Consider the following 21596-nt stretch of genomic DNA (forward strand, 5'->3'; position numbering starts at 1 on the left):
GCCCGTCCGCCCCGCCCGGCTGGTGCCGGACTTGTGCCCGGCTCCGGCCCGGCTAGTGCTTGGCCGGCACGAAGCCGATCCGGTCGTACGCCGCCGCCAGCGTCTCCGCGGCCACCGAACGCGCCTTCTCGGCCCCCTTGGCGAGGACGGAGTCCAGCGTCTCCGGGTCGTCCAGGTACGCCTGGGTGCGCTCCCGGAAGGGCGTGACCCAGGCCACGAAGATGTCGGCGAGGTCGGTCTTCAGCGCACCGTAGCCCTTGCCGGTGTAGCGCTCCTCGAGTTCGGGGATTCCGGTGCCGGTGAGGGCGGAGTGGATGGTGAGCAGGTTGCTGACGCCGGGCTTGTTCTCCTCGTCGAACCGGATCACCGTGTCGGTGTCGGTGACGGCGCTGCGGAACTTCTTGGCCGACGCCTTCGGGTCGTCCAGCAGGTTGACCAGGCCCTTCGGGGAGGGCGCGGACTTGCTCATCTTGGCCGTGGGGTCCTGCAGGTCGTAGATCTTGGCGACCTCGCGGACGATGTGCGGGGCCGGCACGGTGAAGGTCGGCCCGAACTGCGTGTTGAACCGCTCGGCCAGGTCGCGGGTCAGCTCGATGTGCTGGCGCTGGTCCTCGCCGACCGGCACGGCGTCCGCCTGGTAGAGCAGGATGTCGGCGACCTGGAGGATCGGGTACGTGAACAGGCCGACGGTGGTGCGGTCGGCACCCTGGCGGGCGGACTTGTCCTTGAACTGCGTCATCCGCGACGCCTCGCCGAAGCCCGTCAGGCAGTTCATCACCCAGGCGAGCTGGGCGTGCTCGGGGACGTGGCTCTGGATGAACAGCGTGCAGCGCTCCGGGTCCAGGCCCGCGGCCAGCAGCTGTGCGGCGGCCAGCCGGGTGTTCGCGCGCAGCGTCGCCGGGTCCTGCGGCACGGTGATCGCGTGCAGGTCCACCACCATGTAGTACGCGTCGTGGGTCTCCTGGAGGTCCACGTACTGGCGGATGGCGCCCAGGTAGTTGCCCAGGTGGAAGGAGCCGGCGGTGGGCTGGATGCCGGACAGGGCGCGGGGTCGCTGGTTGGCCATACCCGCATTCTCTCAGGTCGGGACCCTCCGCCCACACCCCTGTGGATGAACGCGCCCTACCTGTGGACAACCTCCTGGAGCCTGTGGACGGCGCCGTCCGCCGCGACGCGCCCGGCGTACGCGGCGGGGTTTCGCGCGCGGGCGGGGGAGCGACGATAGGAAGGGGGCACCACCCCGGCCCCCACCTTCCAGGCCGACGCCTGGCTCCCGACGTACGGCGAACGGAGACGGATATGACGACGACCACCCCAGGCGCGGGCAGCCCCGGGACCGGCGGCGCCACGGCGCGCGAGATCGCGGGCGCCGAGGCGTACAGCGCGCACAACTACCACCCGCTGCCCGTGGTGATCGCCTCCGCGGAGGGCGCCTGGGTGACCGACGTCGAGGGCCGCAGGTACGTCGACATGCTCGCGGGCTACTCGGCGCTCAACTTCGGCCACGGCAACCCGCGGCTGATCGCCGCGGCCAAGGCGCAGCTGGAGCGGGTGACGCTCACCTCGCGGGCCTTCCACCACGACCGGTTCGCCGACTTCTGCCGCGCGCTCGCCGAGCTGTGCGGCAAGGACGCGGTGCTGCCGATGAACACCGGCGCGGAAGCGGTGGAGACCGCGGTGAAGACCGCCCGCAAGTGGGGCTACCAGGTCAAGGGCGTCTCGGACGGCAAGGCGCGGATCGTGGTCGCCGCCGGCAACTTCCACGGCCGCACCACCACGGTGATCAGCTTCTCCACCGACCCCGAGGCGCGGGCCGGCTTCGGCCCCTACACGCCCGGGTTCGACATCGTGCCCTACGGCGACCTGGCCGCCATGGAGGCGGTGATCGGCGACGACACCGTGGCCGTCCTCATCGAGCCGATCCAGGGCGAGGCGGGGGTCCTGGTGCCGCCGCCCGGGTACCTGGCCGGGGTGCGGCGCCTGACCGCCGAGCGCGGTGTGCTCTTCATCGCCGACGAGATCCAGTCCGGCCTGGGCCGTACCGGGCGCACGTTCGCCTGCGACCACGAGGATGTCGTGCCCGATGTCTACGTGCTCGGCAAGGCGCTCGGCGGCGGTGTCGTCCCCGTCTCCGCGGTGGTCGCCTCCCGCGACGTGCTCGGCGTCTTCCGGCCCGGTGAGCACGGGTCCACCTTCGGCGGGAATCCACTGGCCTGCGCGGTCGGACTCGAAGTCGTCGCCATGCTGCGCACCGGGGAGTACCAGCGGCGGGCCGCGGAGCTCGGCGAGCACCTGCACGGGGGGCTGGCCGCCATGGCCGCGGAGGGGCTGCTCACCGCGGTGCGCGGGCGGGGACTCTGGGCCGGGATCGACGTCGATCCCGAGCGGTTCACCGGGCGGGCGCTCACTGAGGCGCTGCTGGCGCGCGGGGTGCTCGCCAAGGACACCCACGGCTCCACGATCCGGCTCGCCCCGCCGCTCACGATCAGCAAGGAGGATCTCGACTGGTCACTCGAGCGGCTCCGCGAGGCGCTGCGCTGAGCTGAGCTCAAGGGGCTCGGGTCCGCGCCGTTGGGCTCCTGCTTCGTGCCCGGCCGCAGGCCGGTGGGTGCCTTGCCGCGCCGTTCCCCGCGCCCCCCAGAACAGCAACCCGCCGCACGGGTTCTGCGCGTTCCCGGTCGCAGGTCGGTCGGTGGTTGCTCGCGCCGTTCCCCGCACCCCTCGGGGACCCGTCTGCCCCGACCGCGCCATTCCCGGCGCCAGACCGGTGGTCTGCTTGCCGCGCCGTTCCCCGTGCCCCTCGAACCCCCCGGGGTGACCCTGTCAGCGGGGGGTGGTGAGGAGGCGGAAGAGGGGGCGGGGGAGGTGGCGGAGGGCGGACATCACGGGGCGGAGGGCGGTGGGGGTCCAGACGGTTTCGGCGCGGCGGCGCAGGCCGGACTCGATGGCCGCGGCCACCGCCTCCGGGGTGGTGGACAGGGGCGCCTCGGGGCGGCCGGCCGTCATGCGGGTGCGCACGAAGCCGGGCCGCACGGCCATGACGTGCACGCCGCAGGGGTGCAGCGCGTCCCCGAGCCCCTGGGTGAAGGCGTCGAGTCCGGCCTTGCTGCTGCCGTAGATGAAGTTCTCCCGGCGGGCCCGCTCCCCGGCGACGGAGGTGAGCACGACGAGCGAGCCGTGCCCTTGGCGCTGGAGGGCGGCCCCGCACACCAGGGCGGCGGAGACGGCGCCGGTGTAGTTGGTCTGGGCGACCCGCACCGCCGCCATGGGGTCCTGCTCGTCGTGCGCCTGGTCGCCCAGGACGCCGAAGGCGAGCAGCACGGCGTCGATGTCGCCCTCGGCGAAGACCTTGCCGAGCACCTCCTCGTGGGAGGCGGGATCCAGGGCGTCGAAGACGACCGTGTCCACCTCGGCACCCAGGCCGCGCAGCCGCTCGGCGGCCGCGTCCAGGGCGGGGGAGGGGCGGCCGGCCAGGTACACGCGCCGGGTCCGCCGGGCGACCAGGCGGCGCGCGGTGGCCAGGGCGATCTCGGAGCTGCCGCCGAGCACCAGCAGGGACTGCGGCGCCCCGAACGCGTCCTTCATGAGCGAACTCCCTACGTCACAGGGGCGAGGGGCGCGGGCCTCACAGTGCCAGCCGCCGCGCCAGGTCGGAGGTGATGGCGCCCCGCGGGTCCAGGCGGGCGCGCAGCGAGCGGAAGTCGTCGAGCCGCGGGTACATGGCTGCGAGCACGTCGGGGCGCAGCCGGGAGTCCTTGGCGAGGTAGACCCGGCCGCCGGCGGCGGCGACCTGCTGGTCCAGCTCGTCCAGCAGCGGCGCCAGGCCCGGCAGCCCGGCGGGGATGTCCAGGGCGAGGGTCCAGCCGGGCATCGGAAAGGACAGCCAGCCGGGGTCGCCGTCGCCGAAGCGCTTGAGGACGGCGAGGAAGGACGGGCAGCCGTGGGCGGCCAGGCGCTCCACCACGGCCCGCAGGGTCTCCTCCTGGCCGTGCCCGACGACGAACTGGTACTGCACGAAGCCGGCCCGGCCGTAGATCCGGTTCCACTCGGGCAGGCCGTCCAGCGGGTGGAAGAAGGCGGCGAGGCGCTGCAGCTGCCCCCGGCGCTCGCGGGGCGCGGTGCGGTACCACAGCTCGTTGAACAGGCCGACCGTGGTGCGGCCGAGCAGCCCGTCGGGCAGCAGGCGGGGGGCGGCGGGCAGCCGGCGGGGGCGGAAGGCGAGCGGGTCGCGCCGGGCGCGCGGCGGCAGCGCTTCCAGGGGCGCGTGGTCGCCGCGGGTGAGTACCGCGCGGCCGGTGCGGGCGCCGCGCGCGAGCAGGTCGATCCAGGCGACCGAGTAGCGGTACCGGTGGTCGGTCGCGGTCATCCTGGCCATCAGGTCGTCCAGGTCGGCGGCCCGCTCGGTGTCCACGGTCATCAACGTGGTCCCCACGGACTGCAGCTGGATGGTCGCGGCCAGGACGACGCCGGTCAGCCCCATGCCGCCGGCCGTCGCCCAGAACAGCTCCGGGTCGTCCTGCGGGGTGACCACGCGGGTCTCCCCGTCGCCGGTGAGCAGTTCCAGGGCGCGGACATGGCGGCTGAAGGACCCGGACACATGGTGGTTCTTGCCGTGGATGTCGGCGCCGATGGCGCCGCCGACGGTGACGTACCGCGTGCCGGGGGTGACGGGCACGAACCAGCCCAGCGGCAGCAGCACCTCCATCAGGCGGTGCAGCGAGACACCCGCGTCGCAGGTGATGACGCCGCCCACGGCGTCGATCTCGTGGATGCGGTCCAGGGCGGTCATGTCCAGGACCGCGCCGCCCGCGTTCTGGGCGGCGTCCCCGTAGGCGCGGCCCAGCCCGCGGGCGATGGTGCCGCGCGCGTCTGCGGCCCGTACCGCCGCCACGGCCTCCTCGTACGTTCCCGGGCGCAGCAGCCGGGCGACGGTCGGGGCGGTGCGACCCCAGCCGGTGACGGGCGCGGTGGCCGGCGCGAGCGGTACGGGCATGTCCGGACCGTATCGCCGGAAGGTCGGTGAAATGCCCTTTTTGGTGAGAAAACTGAGCGACTGCCGGTTTTCTCACCGGAACGGGCGAGCGGAAGGCGTGAGGCGGGCGGCCGCACGGTAAGCATCCGCAGTCCGATGGCCGAATCGTACGATTTCGGGCGCCGCCCGCCGCCTGTCCGCGGGCGCGCCGCCCGCTCGCCCGGTCCGGCCGGAGAACCCTGTCGTGCGCCCAGCCGGCGCCCGGCGACCGCTGAGCCCGACGACTGCCGAGGAGGTGCGGCCGGTGCGTTCCCCGGATGGCCAGCTGCTCACCGCGCTGCGCGCCTGCGCCGCCGTCCCCTGCGCCGCCCCCGCCGCCAGGGTGCTGTCCCTGGCCGGCGAGCACGGCGCCCTCTGGCTCGCGGTGGGCGCCGCGGGCGCCGCGGCCGACCCCGACCGCCGCACCGCCTGGCTGCGCGCCACCGCCCTGGTGGCGACCGCCCACGTGGCCGCCATGGCGGCCAAGCGCCTGGTACGCAGGCCGCGCCCCCAATTGCCGCCGGGCACCGCGCCCCTGGTGCGCACCGCCGGCCGGCACAGCTTCCCCAGCGCGCACGCCTGCTCCTCCGCCGCGGCCGCGCTCGCCTTCGGCGCCCTGGCCCCCAGGGTGCCGCTGCGGCCGGCGGCGGCGGCGGTGTGCGCCTCGCGCCTGGTGGCCGGCGTCCACTACCCCTCGGACGTCGCCTTCGGCGCCCTGCTGGGCGCGGCCACGGCACGTCTCGGCCGCGCCTGGGCATTGGCGGCCCTCCCCGGCACCCCTGGCGGCGAGGACGGGCCCGGCATCAAGGGAGCCGGCCAAGGCATCGAGGCCCTCGACGCCCTTCACAGCGCCCTCCGCCGCCATGGCGTCCAAGGCGTCCGGACGCTCCAAGGCGCCCTCGCCGGAGGTGAGCCGCGATGACCGAGCCCGCCGCCGTCATCGAGCAGGCCGCCTCCGCGGCCCCGGTCACCGCCGGCTCCGGATGGTCGGTCGCCGCCGGGCTGGTGCGCACCGCCCGGCCGCGCCAATGGGTGAAGAACGGGCTCGTGCTGGCCGCGCCCTTCGCCGCCGCCCGCCCCCTGGACGCCTATGAGGCGATACGCCTCGCGGCCGTGCTGGTGCTCTTCACCGCCTGCTCGGCCGCCGTCTACCTGATCAACGACGCCCGGGACGCCGAGGCCGACCGGGCCCACCCGGTCAAGCGGCACCGCCCGGTCGCCAGCGGCCAGGTGCCCGTGGCCGCCGCCTATGCGGCCGGCCTGGTGCTCGCCCTCGCCGCGCCCGCAACCGCCGCGCTTGCCTGCAACGGCGACACCGCCGCCCTGCTCGCCGCCTATGTGGCCATGCAGCTGGCCTACTGCATACGGCTGAAGCACATGCTCGTGGTCGACCTGGTGATCGTCACCACCGGCTTCCTGATGCGCGCCATGGCGGGCGGGCTCGCCCTGGACATCACCCTCTCGCGCTGGTTCCTGATCACCTCCGGCTTCGGCGCGCTGTTCATGGTGGCCGCCAAGCGCTACTCGGAACTGGTCCTGATGAGCGGTCAGGACGGCGAGCTGGGCGCCTCGCGGGCGCTGCTCGGCTCCTACACGGTGGGCTACCTGCGCTTCGTGTGGCAGCTCGCCGCAGGCGTGGCGATCCTCGGCTACTGCCTGTGGGCCCTGGAGAGCGGCAGCTCCGCGCACGGCCTGCTGCCCTGGCGCCAGCTGTCCATGGTGCCCTTCACGCTCTCGATACTCCGCTACGCCGTCTTCGCCGACGCGGGCACCGCGGGCGAGCCAGAGGACGTGGTGCTGCGCGACCGGCCGCTGCTGGTGATCGCCCTGGCCTGGGGACTGCTGTACGTGCTCGCCGTGGCCGACTCGTGAGGCGTGCCGGGGCAGCCACCGCCTCGGGGGCACGGCGCCCGCGCGGCCTGCACCGCGAGCTGGCCGGCTTCGCGCTCGCCGGAGGCGCCGCCTATGCGGCGGACCTGGCCGCCTTCCTGTGGCTGCGCGACAGCGCGGGCCTCGGGCCGCTGACCGCCAAGGCCGTCTCCTTTGCCGCGGGGTGCGCCGTGGCCTACGCCGGCAACGCGCTGGGCACCTACCGCGACCGCGCCCCCGGCGGCCGCCGGGCCCGCCGCTACGGGGCCTTCGTCGCCGTCAACCTCGCCGGGGCCCTGGTACAGCTGGCCTGCCTGGCGTTCTCGCACTACGTCCTGGGCCGCACCGCGCCGCGCGACGACGTCGTCTCCGGGCTCGGTGTCGGCATGGCGCTGGCCACCGCGCTGCGCTTCTGGGGCACCCGCACCCTGGTGTTCCGCCGCCAGGACGCAGCGGGCGGTGACACGCAGGCAGGGCCCCGACACGCTGCGGGTGTGCGGGCCGCAAGCGAGGGTAACCGCGCGACATGGACTGGTTGACCCGGCTGCCGTGGATCGGGCCGCGCGTGGCACGGCTGATGCGCACCCACGCCTGGCGGGCCTTCGACCACCTCCAGGAGGTGCACTGGACCCGGCTGGCCGCCGCCATGACGTTCACCAGCTTCCTGTCGCTCTTCCCGCTGCTCGCCGTGGTGGCCGCGGTCGGCGCGGCCACCTTGTCGCAGAGCCAGCTCGACCGGCTGGAGCGGAAGATCGCCGACCAGATCCCCGGTATCGCCGGCCAGATCGACATCGCCGGGCTGGTGCGCAACGCGGGCACGGTCGGCCTGATCAGCGCCCTGTTGCTGGTCCTGACCGGCGTCAGCTGGGTCGGCTCGCTGCGCGACTGCCTGCGCGCGGTGTGGCGCAAGGACAACGAGGAGCGCAACCCGATCGTCGGCAAGCTGCTGGACGCCGGCATCCTGCTCGGCCTCGGCGTGGCCGTCCTGGTCTCGCTGGGCGCCTCCGGGTTCGCCACCGCCGCCGTCACCTGGACCGCCGACCGCGCCGGGATCGACCAGCACAGCCCCGGACGGGCGCTGCTCACCTTCGTCGGCTACCTGCTCGCGGTCCTCGCCGACTTCCTCATCCTGCTCTACCTGCTCACCCTGCTGCCGGGCGTGGACCCGCCGCGCCGCGCCGTGCTGACCGCCGCCCTGATCGGCGCCGTGGGCTTCGAGGTGCTCAAGGTCGCCCTCAGCGGCTACCTGCGGCAGGTCGCGGGCAAGAACATCTACGGCGCCTTCGGCACCCCCATCGCCCTGCTGCTGTGGTTCAACTTCATGGCCAAGCTGCTGCTGTACTGCGCCGCCTGGACGGCGACGCAGCACGGCCCGGCCGGTGTCAGCGGCGTCGGTGCGAGCGCAGCCCCCGCCGCTGACGGGGCACCCGGGACGGGCCCGCAGAGCGGCTCGCACCGCTGGCACCCACCGCGGACGGGAGCGGGCGACGGCGCCGTACGACGATGACCACCACGGCCAGCACCACCAGGGTCGCGGCGGTCAGGCCCACGGCCGCCCACACCCCGCGCGAGGAGGAGGACGCCGTGGTCTCGGCCGCCGCCGAGACCTTCGCGCCCTTGGCGGAGGCGCTGGGCGCCGGGGTGGCGGCGGTGCTCGGGTGCACCTTGCTCAGCGGCGGCACCAAGGTGCCCACCGGCTGCACCGTGGGCGCCGCCTTGAAGCCCCAGTCCAGCAGCGAGGACGCCTCGCGGTAGACGCGGTTGTGGCCCGGCGAGGGGTGCATCACCGTCACCAGCAGGGTGCGGCCGTTCCGCTGGGCGACACCGGTGTAGGTGGCGCCCGCGTCCGTGGTGTCGCCGTTCTTCACACCGGCGATGCCCGGGTAGGGCTTGAGGTCGTAGTCCCCGGCGAGCAGGCGGTCGGTGTTCTGGATCTGGAAGTGCTCGCGGACCGGCTTGCCGTTCTTCGCCTTCTTGTAGTCGCCGGGGAACTCCGCGGTGACCGTGGAGCAGTAGGCGCGGAAGTCGGCGTTCTGCAGGCCCTGGCGGGCGAAGAGGGTCAGGTCGTAGGCGCTGCTGGCCTGGCCGGGCATGTCGTAGCCGTCGGGCGAGACCACGTGGGTGTCGTCGGCCTGCAGTTCGTGCGCCTCGGCGTTCATGTCGGCCACGGTCGCGGCCACCCCGCCGTTCATCGCCGACAGCACGTGCACCGCGTCGTTGCCCGAGCGCAGGAAGACGCCGAGCCACAGGTCGTGCACGGTGTAGGTGAGGTTCTCCTTGATGCCGACCAGGCTGCTGCCCGCGCCCATGCCGGCCAGGTCCGAGGCAGCCACCTTGTGCACCTCGTTCTGGGGGAGCTTGGGCAGCAGCATGTCGGCGAGCAGCATCTTCAGGGTGCTGGCCGGGGCGAGCTTCCAGTGCGCGTTGTGCTCGGCCAGGATCGCGCCGGTCTCCGCGTCGGTGACGATCCAGGAGCGGGCGGTCAGGCCCTTGGGCAGCGCGGGCACCCCCGGGGCGGCGTTCACCTGGGTGCCCGGGAGGCCGAGCCGGTCGCCGCCGACCTTGGACATGGCCGCGGGCGGCACGGGCTGCTTGGGTGTGGCGGGTTTGGCGGGCGCCGCCTGGGCCGTGCCCGCCATCACGGTGCCGCCCAGGAGCACGGCCGCCGCCAAGGAGGCGAGCGCGGCCCGCGCGGCCCTGGGCGCTCTGGAGGCGCGCGGTATTCGCGCCGCCCGGTCGGCCGGCGCCTTCCGGGCCGTCCCGGGAGCCGCCGAGGACCGGGCGGCGCCGGGCACGGGGAGGCGGGTGCGGGCTCGGGTCAGGGCTGAGGACGCGGTCTTGGACACCCGGCGACCGTACCGGGCCGGGTACCGTGCCCGGTACCGGCCCGTGGGACACCAGTGACGTGAGACTGCGCACGCCCCCGGGCGCGGCCATGGGAACGGGCCGCCCATACTGGTACGTATGAAGCTCAGCCGCCGTGTCTCGTGGTTCCTGGTCGCCTTCGGCGCGTGGTCCTGGATGGTGTGGACCACCTTCGTGAAGAACCTCTGGAAGGACGCCAGCGGGCTCGCCTTCCACCACGGCGACCACTCCCACCCGACCGCCTACTTCTGGATCCACCTCACCCTGGCGATCGTCTCCACGATCCTGGGCACCGTCATCGGCGTCCTCGGCATCCGCGGACTGCTCGCCCTTCGCCGCAAGCCCGCGGCGGGCGCAGGAGAGGCGGACGGCGCCGCCGAGGCATCCCCGGCCGAGCGGGACGCGCTGACCCGCTGAGCGGCCGCCAGGGGGCTCAGCGGCGGCCTTTCCCGGCAGGGGCGGGCGGGGCCGGCAGGGGGGTGCGGCCGATGGCGGGCAGGATGAAGTCCTGGATGAGCGACGTGGCGTCGCGGACCAGCGGGCGGAAGGCCCGGTAGCGGCTGACGGCGATCACCCGGGCCACCAGCGGGGTGGAGCGGCGGACGAACTCGCGGGTGCGGGCGGTGTCCTCGGTGCGGTCGAAGACCCAGTACAGGACGACGGCCATCAGATGCAGCCAGAGCAGGTCAGGCAGCAGCTCGGCGAGTTCGGCGTCGAGCTTGGGCGCCAGGTCCGAGCCGCCCAGGACGTCGGCGAACAGGGCCACCGCGGTGGCGCGGGCGGGGTGCGACTCGTTGGAGAACGGGCTCAGCGAGCTGTCGGGGTCGGCCGCGGTGCGGAAGAACTGGGCGGCGAACCCGTGGTACTCGGCGGCGCAGTCCAGCCAGGAGGCCAGCGCGGTCTCCAGGCGCTCGGCGAAGTCGCGCATCCCCTCCATGCGGGCGGTGGCGTCGCGGGCGTGGTCCTGCGTCATCAGGTCGTAGAAGCCCTGTATCAGGAACTCCTTGGACTCGAAGTAGTAGTACGCGTTGCCGACCGAGACGCCCGCCTCCTGGGCGATGGCGCGCATCGTCGTCCTGTCGTACCCGCGCTCCTGGAACAGCCGCATCGCTGTGCCGAGGATCGCCGCCCGGGTCTGCTCGCTCTTGCCCGTCTTCGGGCGGGCCCGGCCGCCGGGCAGTTCCCCGGCGGCCACCGCCGCGGCGGCGTTCCCGGCACCCCCGGCGCCCCCGGTGCCGCCGCCCGGGACGACGGGGCCGGGCGCCGCGCCGCGGTCGTTCGTCTCCTCCACCCGTCGAGCCTATCCGGACCGGCCCCCTCCCAGCCCGCGCACGCGTCCGCACCGGCCGGCGGCCCCCCTCCTGCCGCCGGCCGTTGCGTGCCCGGTGCGCCCGGCCGTCGGAGGCGGTGGCCGAGCCAAAGTTGAACGTGTTCAAAACACTCCGACGCCTAGGAGGCTAGACCTGTTCTTGAACATGCTCAAGTCCTGACACATGCCCAGTTCGCCGATGCGGTAATCGAGTTGGTGCCCGTCGGGGAGTTCTGGGGCGCCCGCCCAGCGTGCGGAAAGGCCGACGAGGTTGTACGTCGTGGTCGGCTGCCGGGCTGCGGCCCGCGCACGCAGAAGGGCCCGGCTCCCACGGGGGGGAGGAGCCGGGCCCGGTCCTGGAGAGGGGTGTTGCGCTCTGCGGTGGAGTCTGCGAGGGCAGCGGGTTCAGTCGGAGGAGAGGGTCAGCTCCAGGTCGATGTCGCCGTCGCCGTCCTCGCCGCCGTCCGGGATCCGGACCGTCGCGGGGAAGGGCGGGTAGCCCTGGGTCAGAAGGGTGTAGCGGCCCGGGTAGAGGTTGTCGAAGGAGTAGGAGCCGTCCGCACCGGTGCTCAGGGTGGCGACCTCGTGGCCGTCGGCGTCCTGCAGGACCACCCGCACGTCCTGCACCGGGCGGCCGTCCGCGCGGCGGACGGTGCCGGCCAGGGTGCCGGTGCCGGTCAGCCGCAGGTCGCAGTCGACCGGGCCGGTGCCCGTCAGCACGCTCGCCGTCTGCGGGTGGTGCCCTGGGGCGTTGGCCACCAGGACGTACGAACCGCCGCGCGGGGCCGGCAGCGCGAAGGTGCCGTCCTGCCCGGCCTGTCCGCGGGCCACCTGCCGCCCGTCGGAGGCGATCAGCGTCAACTCCGAGTGCGGCACCGGCAGTCCGGCCGCCCCTGTCACCCGCCCCCGCACGAGGTGCCCGTCCGCCGAGCCGTCCGCCGCACCCTCCGTGCCCGCGGACCCGCCGACTCCCGCGCGGGCGGCGCCGATCGCCCCACCCGCACCGGGCCCGCCCGCCGCCAGGGAGCCCATGCCGGAAGCGGCGCCGCGCGCGTCGGCTCCCGCCACCGCAACAGCCCCTGCGAAGGCCCCGGCAGCAGCCTCCGTGTCGTCCTCCTCCGCCGGCTCCACCGCCAGGTGCGGCAGGCGGCGGTCGAGCCAGCGCGGCAGCCACCAGTTGGCCGGGCCGAACAGGTGCATCAGCGAGGGCACCAGCACCGTGCGCAGGATGAACGCGTCCAGCGCCACCGCCCCGGCCAGTCCGACGCCGAACATCGCCAGCACCCGCTGGCCGCTGAGCACGAAGGCGGCGAAGACGCAGATCATGATGACCGCCGCCGAGTTGATGACGCGGCTGGTCTCGGCCAGGCCCACTCGCACCGCGCGGGCGTTGTCACGGGTGTGCACCCACTCCTCGTGCATCCGCGAGACCAGGAACACCTGGTAGTCCATCGACAGGCCGAACAGCAGCGAGAGCATGATCACCGGCAGGAAGGCGTCCACCGGCCCGGCCCGTCCGGCGATCGCCCCGCCCCAGCCCCACTGGAACACCGCGACCAGCACGCCGAAGGAGGCCGCGGCCGCCACCAGGTTCATCACGGCCGCGGTCAGCGGCACCACCAGGGAGCGGAAGGCGAAGAGCAGCAGTACGAAGCCGAGCGCGATGATCACGCCGATGAACAGCGGCAGTTTGCCGAACAGGACCGTGGAGAAGTCCTTGAAGATCGCCGTCTGCCCGCCGACGTAGGCGCGCATGGTGCTGCCCCGCTCGGCCGCGGGCACCACGTCATCGCGCAGGTGGTCGATCAGGTCGGAGGTGGCCTTGTCCTGCGGGGAGGTGGTCGGCACCGCCTGCACCAGCGCGACCCCGGTGCCCGGCTTCACCGGCGCCGCGGCGGCGTAGGCGATGCCCGGGGTGGAGCGCAGCCGGGTCACCAGGCCGTTCAGCGCCGCGGTGTCGCGCGGCCCGTGCACCTCGGCGAGGATCGTCAACGGACCGTTGAAGCCCGGCCCGAAGCCGTCCGCCAGCATGTCGTACGCCTTGCGGGTGGTCGTCGTGGTCGGGTTGTTGCCCTGGTCGGAGGAGCCCAGGCGCAGCGAGAGCGCCGGGATCGCCAGCGTGGCCATCACGGCGACGGCCACCAGCGCCAGCCACCGCGGCCGGCGCTGCACGAAGGCCGACCAGCGCGCGGCCGGGCCCGTGGCGACCTCGGTGGAGGGCCCCTCGGCGGCCAGCCGGCGCCGCTGCCGGCGGCTGAGCACCCGCATCCCGAGCACACCGAGCAGCGCGGGCAGCAGCGTCACGGCGGCGGCCACCGTGATCACCACCGTCAGGGCGGCCGCCACCGCCACGCCGTCGAGGAAGGTCAGCCGCAGGGTGAACATGCCCAGCAGCGCGATGCACACCGTGCCGCCGGCGAACAGCACCGCCCGCCCGGAGGTGTTGAGCGCCGTGACGGCGGCCTCCTCCGGGCTCCGGCCGCGCAGGATCGCCTTGCGGTGCCGGGTCACGATGAACAGCGCGTAGTCGATGCCGACGCCCAGGCCCACCAGGGTGGCCAGCTGGGGCGAGAAGTCGGCCACGTCCATGCCGTGGCTGAGCAGGATGATCGCCGAGGAGGAGATGCCGATGCCGAACAGCGCGGTGACGATCGGCAGCAGCATCCCGAAGAGCGAGCCCAGCGCCAGGAAGAGCACCACCGCGGCGGCCGCGATGCCGATGCCCTCGGCGAGTTCGGGCACCGGCTGCTCGGCCTGCGCCGGCTTGTTGCCGCCGACCTCCACGTGCAGGCCGTCGCCCGCGGCGCTGTGCGCGGTGTCGATCAGCAACTGCGCCTGGTCGTTGGACAGGTCGTTGCCGAGCTTGGTGTAGGTCACCCTGGCGTACGCGGTGCGCCCGTCCTTGCTGACCTGCGCGGCGCCGGCCGGCGTGTACGGGCTGACCACGTCGCCGACGTCCTTCTGCGCGGCCACCTTCGCCAGCATCGGCGTGATCCGCGCCTTGACCGCCTGGTCGCGCACGGAGCCGGAGTCGACGTGCCACACCACGGTGTCCGCCTCACCGGACTGCTCGGGCACCGCCTTGTCCAGCAGGTCCAGCACCTTCGCCGACTCCGTGCCCTTCAGGGAGAAGGCGTTGGAGTAGGCGTCGCCGGCCGACCGGCCCGCCCCGCCCACGGCCAGCAGCGCGACCAGCCAGGCCGCGATCACCCACCACTTGTGCCGAAAGCACCAGCGCGCCACACCCGCCACGGTCCAAGCCCCCATCGCTCGACGGCGGCCCGCGGTTCCGGGCCCGCCTTGACTGGCCGGCAGCGGTCAGGTCCTTCGGAATGCCGGTCCGCCTTCAGCGTCGGCGGCACCCCTGGCCCGGACCAAGCCGAACCGCGTTCTCTCAAGGAACTCCAAGGTTCGGCCGCGCGTGACGGGCCGCGGGGCCCGGATACTGGTCCCCATGGACGCCACCGTGCTCATCGTCGAAGACGAACCCGGCATCGCGGACATCCTGCGGATCACCCTGAAGTACAACGGGTTCACGGTGTACGAGGCCGCCACCGGCCGGCAGGCGCTGGCCGCCGCCCGCGAGCACCGGCCCGACCTGGTGCTGCTGGACGTGATGCTGCCCGACGGCAGCGGCTGGGACGTCTGCCGCGCGCTGCGCGAGGAGCGCGCGGCCGAGCGCACGGACGGCGACCCCGGCGACCCCTCCGACCTCGGTGTGATATTCGTCACTGCCCGCGACGCCCCGCGCGACGTCGTCGCCGGACTGGCGCTGGGCGGGGACGACTACATCACCAAGCCGTTCGGCGTGGACGAACTGGTGGCCCGCGTCCACGCGGTGCTGCGCCGCACCCGCCGCCGCACCCCGCCGGCCGCCCGGGTGCTGCGCCACGGCGACCTGGAGATGGACGAGGCCACCTACACCGTCACCCGCGCCGGCAACCCGGTCGAGCTGACCCCCACCGAGTACAACCTGCTGCGCCACCTGCTGCGCAACGCCGGCCGCATCCTCACCAAGGAGCAGCTGCTGCAGCATGTGTGGCGGTACGAGAGCGCGGTGTCCTCCACCGTCGTGGAGACCTACATCTCCTACCTGCGGCGCAAGCTGGACCGGTGGGGCCCGCCGCTGATCGAGACCCGGCGCGGGGTCGGCTACGGCATCTGCCCGCCGCGGCCGGCCGCCGAAGGCCCGCGGTGAAGGGGCACCCGCGTCCGCGGCCGTGCGGCTTCTGGCCCCGCCCGCGGTCGCTGCGCGGCCGCTTCACCATCGCCAATGTGCTCTTCCTCGCCGTCGGCCTGGTGCTCGCCGCCGCGGCCAGCATCGCCGCCACCGACATGGTGCTCGTCGGGCAGATCGACGACTCGCTGAAGTCCTCCAACTCCGCGCTCGGCCGGGTCGGTGTCGGCACCGGCGGGATGCGCCAGCTGTGCACCCTCGCCAACCTGCTGCAGGTCGGCAAGGCCGACAAGGCCGGCAGCTCGGTCGCCGACGCCTTCCAGCAGGACCTGTTCGTGGTCCTCGACCGGCACGGCAAGCCGGCCGCGATGTGCAAGGGCCAGGGCGGCGAACTCGGCAAGCCGGTCAGCGCCGACCAGCACAGGATGGCCGACGCGGTGCCCGACCCCGCGCGCCTGGCCGGCTCCGGCAAGGCGTCCACCGTGCGGTCCGGCATGACCGAGTACCGCGTGATGGCCACCCGGCTGCCCGACGGCACGCTCCTGGTGCACGGCATCCGGCTCAGCGGCGTCAAGCACGCCCTCGGCAAGCTCCTGATCTGGGAGGCCGCCGCCGGAGCGGTGCTGCTCGCCCTGCTCGCCACCGGCTCGCTGACCGCCGCACGCCGGCGGCTGAGCCCGCTGGAGGACATGGTGGCCACCGCGACCGCGATCGCCGAGGGCGACCTCTCGCGCCGCATCCCGCGCTCCCGGCACGGCTCGGAGGAGGTCGAGCAGCTCAGCGCGTCCTTCAACACGATGCTCCAGCAGATCGAGAGCGCCCTGACCGACAGCGAGCAGGCCACGGCCCGGCTGCGCCGCTTCCTCGCCGACGCCTCGCACGAACTGCGCACCCCGCTCGCCTCGGTCCGCGGCTATCTCCAGCTCTACGAGAAGGGCATGCTGGCGGCCGACGAGAAGGAGCGGGCGCTGAGCCGGGTCTCCGCCGAGGCGCTGCGGATGAGCCGCCTGGTGGACGAACTCCTCGCGCTCGCCCGCCTGGAGGACCGCCCGGCTCTCGCCTTCGCCCCCGTGGACCTGGTCGCCCTGGTCCGCGACGCGGCCGCCGACCTCGCCGCCCAGCAGCCCGAACGGCCGGTGGAACTGCTGCTGCCCGACGGCTCCCCGGACCGCGCCCCGCTGCCCGCCGTCCACGGCGACGAGGCCGGGCTGCGCCAAGTGATCGGCAACCTGCTGAGCAACGTGCGCGTGCACACCCCCGCCGACTCCCCGCTCACCCTGGAGGTCGCCGCGGAGGGCGGGTCGCGGGTACGGCTGCGGGTGACCGACACCGGGCCCGGCCTCGCCACGGCCGAGGCCGAGCGCGTCTTCGACCGCTTCTACCGGGCCGCGCCCGCCCGCGCGGGCGACACCGGGGGCGCGGGGCTCGGCATGTCGATCGTCCAGGCGCTGGTCCAGGCGCACCACGGCACGGTGGAGCTGGTGACGGAGCCGGGCTGCGGCCTGACCGTCCTGGTCACCCTGCCCGCCCACGCCGAACAGCCGCTCCCGGCGGCCCCGTAGCGCGCCCCGCGCCGCCGTCCCAGGGGTCTCAGGTGTCTCAAGGGGCTCAGGGATCTTAGGGGTACGGCCGGCGCCGTGGCTCGACCGCGTTGTCGGTGCCTGGCCCTACGCTGCTTGCAGCGGGTTCCGTCCCCGGATCGTCCCGCCGGCCGGTGCCTGACCACCTGCCCGGGACGCAGACGGCCCCCGCTCACACGGGGGAGCAGGGGCCGTCACACATCGCGGGGCGAGCACCGCCTCGCCGGACGGGGTCCGGCGCAGCGCCCCGAAGCCCGCGGGGCCGGTAAGGGCCGAGCGGCGCCAGGGGCGTGTCAGGAGATCAGAAGCGGCGCGTGATCAGCGCGCGCTTGACCTCCTGGATCGCCTTCGTCACCTCGATGCCGCGCGGGCAGGCGTCCGTGCAGTTGAAGGTGGTGCGGCAGCGCCAGACGCCGTCCTTGTCGTTGAGGATCTCCAGCCGCTGCTCACCGCCCTCGTCGCGGGAGTCGAAGATGAAGCGGTGCGCGTTGACGATCGCGGCCGGGCCGAAGTACTGCCCGTCGTTCCAGAACACCGGGCACGACGAGGTGCACGCCGCGCACAGGATGCACTTGGTGGTGTCGTCGAACCGCTCGCGGTCCTCGGCGGACTGCAGCCGCTCACGCGTCGGCTCGTTGCCCTTGGTGATCAGGAACGGCATCACGTCCCGGTACGCCTGGAAGAACGGGTCCATGTCGACCACGAGGTCCTTCAGGACGGTCAGGCCCTTTATCGGCTCGATCGTGATCGGCTGGTCCGGGTTGACGTCCTTGATCAGCGTCTTGCAGGCCAGCCGGTTGCGGCCGTTGATCCGCATCGCGTCCGACCCGCACACGCCGTGCGCGCACGAGCGGCGGAAGGTCAGCGAGCCGTCGATCTCCCACTTGACCTTGTGGAGGGCGTCCAGGACGCGCTCCTTGGGGTCGACCTGGATCTGGTAGTCCACCCACTCGGAGTCCGCGGAGACCTCCGGGTTGAAGCGGCGGACCCGCAGCGTGATCGCGACCAGGTGGGCCGCGGTGTTCTCGGCGGCGTCCAGGGCACTGGAGTGCCCTTCGAGCGTCGGGGTGCTCATCAGTACTTACGCTCCATCGGCTGGTAGCGGGTCTGCACGACCGGCTTGTAGTCCAGGCGGATCGTCTCGGTGCCGGTCTCGTCGACCTCGCGGTACGCCATCGTGTGCCGCATGAAGTTGACGTCGTCGCGGTTGGGGAAGTCCTCGCGGTAGTGGCCGCCGCGGGACTCCTTGCGGGCCAGCGCGGAGACCGCCATCACCTCGGCGAGGTCGAGCAGGTTGCCCAGCTCGATCGCCTCCAGCAGGTCGGTGTTGAAGCGCCGCCCCTTGTCCTGGATCGCGACGTTGCGGTACCGCTCGCGCAGCTCGCCGATCTTCTCGACCGCGGTCTTGATCGTCTGCTCGGTGCGGAACACCATCACGTTGGCGTCCATGCACTCCTGCAGCTCGTTGCGCAGTTCAGCGACCCGCTCGGTGCCGGTCGACTCGCGCAGTCGCGTCACCTGCTCCTCCACGAAGGCGGCCGGGTTCTCCGGCAGCGGCAGCAGGTCGTGCGTGTGCGCGTACTCCGCGGCCGCGATGCCGGAGCGGCGGCCGAAGACGTTGATGTCCAGCAGCGAGTTGGTGCCCAGCCGGTTGGCGCCGTGCACGGAGACGCAGGCCACCTCGCCGGCCGCGTACAGGCCCGGCACCACCGAGGTGTTGTCGGAGAGCACCTCGCCCTGCACGTTGGTGGGGATGCCGCCCATCGCGTAGTGCGCGGTGGGCTGGATCGGGATCGGGTCCGTGTAGGGCTCGATGCCGAGGTAGGTGCGGGCGAACTCGGTGATGTCCGGCAGCTTGGCGTCCAGCTGCTCCGGCGGCAGGTGGGTGAGGTCCAGGTAGACGTGGTCCCCGTCGGGGCCGCAGCCGCGGCCCTCGCGGATCTCGGTGTAGATCGCGCGGGAGACGACGTCGCGCGAGGCGAGGTCCTTCATGACGGGCGCGTACTTCTCCATGAAGCGCTCGCCGTCCTTGTTGCGCAGGATGCCGCCCTCGCCGCGGGCGCCCTCGGTGAGCAGGATGCCCATCCGCCAGATGCCCGTGGGGTGGAACTGGAAGAACTCCATGTCCTCCAGCGGCAGTCCGCGCCGGTAGACCGCGGCCTGGCCGTCGCCGGTCAGGGTGTGCGCGTTGGAGGTCACCTTGAAGAACTTGCCGGTGCCGCCGGAGGCGTAGATGACGGCCTTCGCCTGGAAGACGTGGATCTCGCCGGTGGCCAGCTCGTAGGCGACCACGCCGGAGGAGTGCTTGACGCCGTCGACCTCGGTGATCAACTGGTCCAGGACGTAGAACTCGTTGAAGAACTCCACGCCCTCCTTGACGCAGTTCTGGTACAGCGTCTGGAGGATCATGTGGCCGGTGCGGTCCGCGGCGTAGCAGGAGCGGCGCACCGCGGCCTCGCCGTGGTTGCGGGTGTGGCCGCCGAACCGGCGCTGGTCGATCCGGCCCTCGGGCGTCCGGTTGAACGGCAGGCCCATCTTCTCCAGGTCGAGGACGGCGTCGATGGCCTCCTTCGCCAGGATCTCGGCGGCGTCCTGGTCGACCAGGTAGTCACCGCCCTTGATCGTGTCGAAGGTGTGCCACTCCCAGTTGTCCTCCTCGACGTTGGCCAGGGCGGCGGCCATGCCGCCCTGGGCCGCGCCGGTGTGGGACCGGGTCGGGTAGAGCTTGGTCAGGACGGCGGTGCGGCTGCGCTTGGTGGCCTCGATGGCCGCGCGCATGCCGGCACCGCCCGCGCCGACGATGACGGTGTCGTACGTGTGGATCTGCATGGGGGTCGCTTCCCTGTCGGGCCCTGGCCTAGCGGATGTTCGGGTCGAAGGTGAAGATCACCAGCGACCCGAGCACGATGGTGAACGCCACAGCGGTGAACAGAATCGTCTTCAGCCAGACGCGGGTGTTCGGCTGCTCGGCGTAGTCGTTGATGACCGTCCGCAGGCCATTGCCGCCGTGCAGCATGGCCAGCCACAGCATCGCCAGGTCCCAGTACTGCCAGAAGGGCGAGGCCCAGCGGCCGGCGACGAAAGCGAAGCCGACCTTGGTGACACCGCCGTCGAGCACGAGCTGGATCAGCAGGTGGCCGATCACCAGGACGACCAGCACGACGCCGGACAGCCGCATGAACAGCCAGCCGTACAGCTCGAAGTTGGTGCGCGTGGCGCGCGGGGTGCGCTTGGTGCGGGCCCGCGGGGGTTCGATCACCGGCGCGGGGTTGTCCGGACTGTAGGCGGCGCTGGAGCCGGTCAGCTGCAGCTCGTCGGCGGGGGAGACTTCAGTGGCCATGGGTCGTTCAGCTCCCGAACAGCACTCGTGCGGCGTGGCCGAGGACGGGGTAGATGGCGCCGAGCATCAGCACGATCCACAGGCCCATCACGGTCCAGAACATCTGCTTCTGGTAGCGGGGGCCCTTGGTCCAGTAGTCCACGGCGATGATGCGCAGGCCGTTCAGCGCGTGGAAGAGGATGGCGGCCACCAGGCCGTACTCCAGCAGGCTGACGATCGGCGTCTTGTAGGTGGACACGACCTTGTCGTAGTCCTCGGGGGAGACCCGCACCAGGGCGGTGTCGAGGACATGGACGAACAGGAAGAAGAAGATGAGGACACCGGTGACTCGGTGAGCCACCCAGGACCACATGCCTTCCCGGCCGCGGTACAGCGTTCCAGCCGGCACGAAAAATACCCTCCGGGAGCGGGACGGGGGCTGCCGGCTGTCGATTGCTTGCTAGTCGGTCACGCCCGGCCGGGTACGGTCCACCGGCCCCGGCCATCGTAGCGACGCGAAATGTGGGCGCTACCGCGGGGTCGGTCAGGTGTGATCGATCCCGCACGGTCGGGTGAACCCCGCGGCCGCGCCGCCGCGGGCCTGCGCCGGCAGGGCCGGGCCCGGCGCGTACGGCGCGGCGCCGCCGCCGGTGGCCAGCCGGGTCAGCCGGGCCCGGGCGAGCCGGCGCAACTGCTCGGCGGTGGTCACCGCCTCGGTGTCCGCGTCGTGGCCGAGCCGCACCCGCAGGGCGGCGAGCATCTCGTCCAGGGCCGCGGTGGGGTCGGTGCGGTCCAGCGCGATGACGAAGACGTGGCCGAACCTCGCCTCGTAGGCCGCGTGGGCGGCGCGCAGGGCGGTGTGCACGGCGAGATTGCCGCGATGCGGCAGCGCGGTGGTGGCCTCGCCGGCCAGCGCCTCGGCGAGGTCGGCGGGGGTGAGGTCGTACGCCGCCTCGTCGGCCGCGGCGAGCAGCGCCTCCACCGTGGGGTACGGGCGGTGGGCGGCCAGCCGGCGGGCCCAGGTGCGGGAGTGGCAGCAGGCGAGCAGGGCGGTCTCGGCGGCGGTGGGCGAGGCCCGGTTGAACATGGTGAGCATGGCGGGCGCCGCGGGCGGGGTGTCGCGGGACAGCGGGGCTCCTGGGATCGCGGTGCGGGTGCGCCGGTGCGCGGCGGTGGTCGGGACGTGGTGCCGCGGTGGCGCTCGGGACAGGGCGCGCGGCAACTCTACGGTCGCGCCCGGCGCGTGCGGCGGCCCGGGGGGAAGGATTCACCCGAATGTGGCGGGCGTGTCGGCATCCGTGTTGACGCGCGCCCTTCGCGGCGTGCCCGAAGTGTGCCGGTGCTCTGCCCGAACGGCCCCCGGGAGAGGCCCGAAGTGCCCGCCGGCCGACCGATTCCCGACCGTTCGGGCTGCGGGCGGCCGGCCGCGGGTCGGCCGCGGTCGTGCACGTGGCGGGGCCGAAGGC

At 73.4% G+C, this 21596-nt stretch carries 17 protein-coding genes and 2 pseudogenes; 8 read left to right on the top strand and 11 right to left on the bottom strand.

Annotated features, from left to right (window positions below):
• Positions 1-52: 52 nt before the first annotated feature.
• Positions 53-1066, bottom strand: a complete 1014-nt coding sequence (gene trpS, locus BLR33_RS21550; protein WP_093786187.1) for a tryptophan--tRNA ligase — start codon at positions 1064-1066, stop codon at positions 53-55.
• Between the two features lie 233 nt (positions 1067-1299).
• On the opposite strand from trpS, the gene rocD reads away from it, so the two are divergent.
• Complete coding sequence (rocD, locus tag BLR33_RS21555; protein WP_093786188.1) at positions 1300-2541, top strand: ornithine--oxo-acid transaminase; 1242 nt, start codon at positions 1300-1302, stop codon at positions 2539-2541.
• A 282-nt stretch (positions 2542-2823) separates the two neighbouring features.
• Here the strand turns inward: rocD and BLR33_RS21560 are convergent, their stop codons facing one another.
• Together BLR33_RS21560 and BLR33_RS21565 are read right to left on the bottom strand one after the other, a co-directional pair.
• The gene (locus BLR33_RS21560) at positions 2824-3585 is read right to left on the bottom strand and encodes a decaprenylphospho-beta-D-erythro-pentofuranosid-2-ulose 2-reductase (RefSeq protein ID WP_093786189.1); all 762 of its coding nucleotides are present in this window, start codon (positions 3583-3585) and stop codon (positions 2824-2826) included.
• Positions 3586-3625: 40 nt separating this feature from the next.
• On the bottom strand, positions 3626-4993 hold the full coding sequence (locus BLR33_RS21565; RefSeq protein WP_093786190.1) for an FAD-binding protein: 1368 nt from the start codon (positions 4991-4993) through the stop codon (positions 3626-3628).
• Positions 4994-5276: 283 nt separating this feature from the next.
• On the opposite strand from BLR33_RS21565, the pseudogene BLR33_RS21570 reads away from it, so the two are divergent.
• The 4 genes and pseudogenes from BLR33_RS21570 to BLR33_RS21585 all read left to right on the top strand — a co-directional run.
• Positions 5277-5765, top strand: a pseudogene (locus BLR33_RS21570) (phosphatase PAP2 family protein); the annotation flags it as partial.
• 164 nt (positions 5766-5929) lie between these two features.
• Complete coding sequence (locus BLR33_RS21575) at positions 5930-6883, top strand: decaprenyl-phosphate phosphoribosyltransferase (RefSeq protein ID WP_093786192.1); 954 nt, start codon at positions 5930-5932, stop codon at positions 6881-6883.
• A complete protein-coding gene (locus BLR33_RS21580) occupies positions 6880-7419 on the top strand; it encodes a GtrA family protein (protein WP_245771555.1) in 540 nt (179 codons plus the stop codon). Before BLR33_RS21575 ends, BLR33_RS21580 begins: the two co-directional genes overlap by 4 nt.
• Positions 7407-8339: pseudogene (locus BLR33_RS21585) on the top strand (YihY/virulence factor BrkB family protein); the annotation flags it as partial. The gene BLR33_RS21580 and the pseudogene BLR33_RS21585, both read left to right, overlap by 13 nt.
• Here BLR33_RS21585 and BLR33_RS21590 read toward each other — a convergent pair.
• Positions 8263-9726: a D-alanyl-D-alanine carboxypeptidase family protein gene (locus BLR33_RS21590; protein ID WP_245771556.1), complete on the bottom strand. Its 1464-nt coding sequence runs from the start codon at positions 9724-9726 to the stop codon at positions 8263-8265. The pseudogene BLR33_RS21585 and the gene BLR33_RS21590 sit on opposite strands and share 77 nt — an antisense overlap.
• A 118-nt stretch (positions 9727-9844) precedes the next feature.
• Between BLR33_RS21590 and BLR33_RS21595 the strand changes: the two genes are divergently transcribed.
• A complete protein-coding gene (locus BLR33_RS21595; protein ID WP_093786194.1) occupies positions 9845-10162 on the top strand; it encodes an SCO4848 family membrane protein in 318 nt (105 codons plus the stop codon).
• A 16-nt stretch (positions 10163-10178) separates the two neighbouring features.
• On the opposite strand, the gene BLR33_RS21600 is transcribed toward BLR33_RS21595, so the two are convergent.
• Positions 10179-10940, bottom strand: a complete 762-nt coding sequence (locus tag BLR33_RS21600) for a TetR/AcrR family transcriptional regulator (protein ID WP_407639708.1) — start codon at positions 10938-10940, stop codon at positions 10179-10181.
• A 519-nt stretch (positions 10941-11459) separates the two neighbouring features.
• Positions 11460-14321: an MMPL family transporter gene (locus BLR33_RS21605; RefSeq protein ID WP_093786195.1), complete on the bottom strand. Its 2862-nt coding sequence runs from the start codon at positions 14319-14321 to the stop codon at positions 11460-11462.
• 187 nt (positions 14322-14508) lie between these two features.
• Between BLR33_RS21605 and BLR33_RS21610 the strand changes: the two genes are divergently transcribed.
• The gene (locus BLR33_RS21610) at positions 14509-15252 is read left to right on the top strand and encodes a response regulator transcription factor (protein ID WP_176930368.1); all 744 of its coding nucleotides are present in this window, start codon (positions 14509-14511) and stop codon (positions 15250-15252) included.
• Positions 15249-16793, top strand: coding sequence for a sensor histidine kinase (locus tag BLR33_RS21615; protein WP_093786196.1), 1545 nt, complete (start codon positions 15249-15251; stop codon positions 16791-16793). The genes BLR33_RS21610 and BLR33_RS21615 overlap by 4 nt, the downstream gene beginning before the upstream one ends.
• A gap of 319 nt (positions 16794-17112) precedes the next feature.
• On the opposite strand, the gene BLR33_RS21620 is transcribed toward BLR33_RS21615, so the two are convergent.
• The 5 genes from BLR33_RS21620 to BLR33_RS21640 form a co-directional block, all read right to left on the bottom strand.
• Positions 17113-17886, bottom strand: a complete 774-nt coding sequence (locus BLR33_RS21620) for a succinate dehydrogenase iron-sulfur subunit (RefSeq protein ID WP_093786197.1) — start codon at positions 17884-17886, stop codon at positions 17113-17115.
• The gene (gene sdhA / locus BLR33_RS21625; RefSeq protein WP_093786198.1) at positions 17886-19640 is read right to left on the bottom strand and encodes a succinate dehydrogenase flavoprotein subunit; all 1755 of its coding nucleotides are present in this window, start codon (positions 19638-19640) and stop codon (positions 17886-17888) included. The genes BLR33_RS21620 and sdhA overlap by 1 nt, the downstream gene beginning before the upstream one ends.
• 28 nt (positions 19641-19668) lie before the next feature.
• Entirely contained in the window at positions 19669-20151 is a 483-nt protein-coding gene (locus BLR33_RS21630) for a succinate dehydrogenase hydrophobic membrane anchor subunit (RefSeq protein WP_093786199.1), read from the bottom strand.
• A gap of 7 nt (positions 20152-20158) precedes the next feature.
• Positions 20159-20539, bottom strand: coding sequence for a succinate dehydrogenase, cytochrome b556 subunit (gene sdhC, locus BLR33_RS21635; protein ID WP_093786200.1), 381 nt, complete (start codon positions 20537-20539; stop codon positions 20159-20161).
• A gap of 135 nt (positions 20540-20674) precedes the next feature.
• Entirely contained in the window at positions 20675-21226 is a 552-nt protein-coding gene (locus BLR33_RS21640; protein WP_093786268.1) for a 2-oxo-4-hydroxy-4-carboxy-5-ureidoimidazoline decarboxylase, read from the bottom strand.
• Positions 21227-21596 lie beyond the last annotated feature (370 nt).

The organism is Actinacidiphila guanduensis (assembly GCF_900103985.1).
Classification (GTDB): domain Bacteria; phylum Actinomycetota; class Actinomycetes; order Streptomycetales; family Streptomycetaceae; genus Actinacidiphila; species Actinacidiphila guanduensis.

Excerpts from the sequence above, each read along its gene's own strand:
- BLR33_RS21575 (WP_093786192.1), top strand. The coding sequence starts at position 5,930 with ATGACCGAGCCCGCCGCCGTCATCGAGCAGGCCGCCTCCGCGGCCCCG.
- trpS (WP_093786187.1), bottom strand. The coding sequence starts at position 1,066 with ATGGCCAACCAGCGACCCCGCGCCCTGTCCGGCATCCAGCCCACCGCC.
- BLR33_RS21640 (WP_093786268.1), bottom strand. The coding sequence starts at position 21,226 with ATGCTCACCATGTTCAACCGGGCCTCGCCCACCGCCGCCGAGACCGCC.
- rocD (WP_093786188.1), top strand. The coding sequence starts at position 1,300 with ATGACGACGACCACCCCAGGCGCGGGCAGCCCCGGGACCGGCGGCGCC.
- BLR33_RS21630 (WP_093786199.1), bottom strand. The coding sequence starts at position 20,151 with ATGGCCACTGAAGTCTCCCCCGCCGACGAGCTGCAGCTGACCGGCTCC.
- BLR33_RS21565 (WP_093786190.1), bottom strand. The coding sequence starts at position 4,993 with ATGCCCGTACCGCTCGCGCCGGCCACCGCGCCCGTCACCGGCTGGGGT.
- BLR33_RS21595 (WP_093786194.1), top strand. The coding sequence starts at position 9,845 with ATGAAGCTCAGCCGCCGTGTCTCGTGGTTCCTGGTCGCCTTCGGCGCG.
- BLR33_RS21610 (WP_176930368.1), top strand. The coding sequence starts at position 14,509 with ATGGACGCCACCGTGCTCATCGTCGAAGACGAACCCGGCATCGCGGAC.
- BLR33_RS21620 (WP_093786197.1), bottom strand. The coding sequence starts at position 17,886 with ATGAGCACCCCGACGCTCGAAGGGCACTCCAGTGCCCTGGACGCCGCC.
- BLR33_RS21605 (WP_093786195.1), bottom strand. The coding sequence starts at position 14,321 with ATGGGGGCTTGGACCGTGGCGGGTGTGGCGCGCTGGTGCTTTCGGCAC.
- sdhA (WP_093786198.1), bottom strand. The coding sequence starts at position 19,640 with ATGCAGATCCACACGTACGACACCGTCATCGTCGGCGCGGGCGGTGCC.
- BLR33_RS21560 (WP_093786189.1), bottom strand. The coding sequence starts at position 3,585 with ATGAAGGACGCGTTCGGGGCGCCGCAGTCCCTGCTGGTGCTCGGCGGC.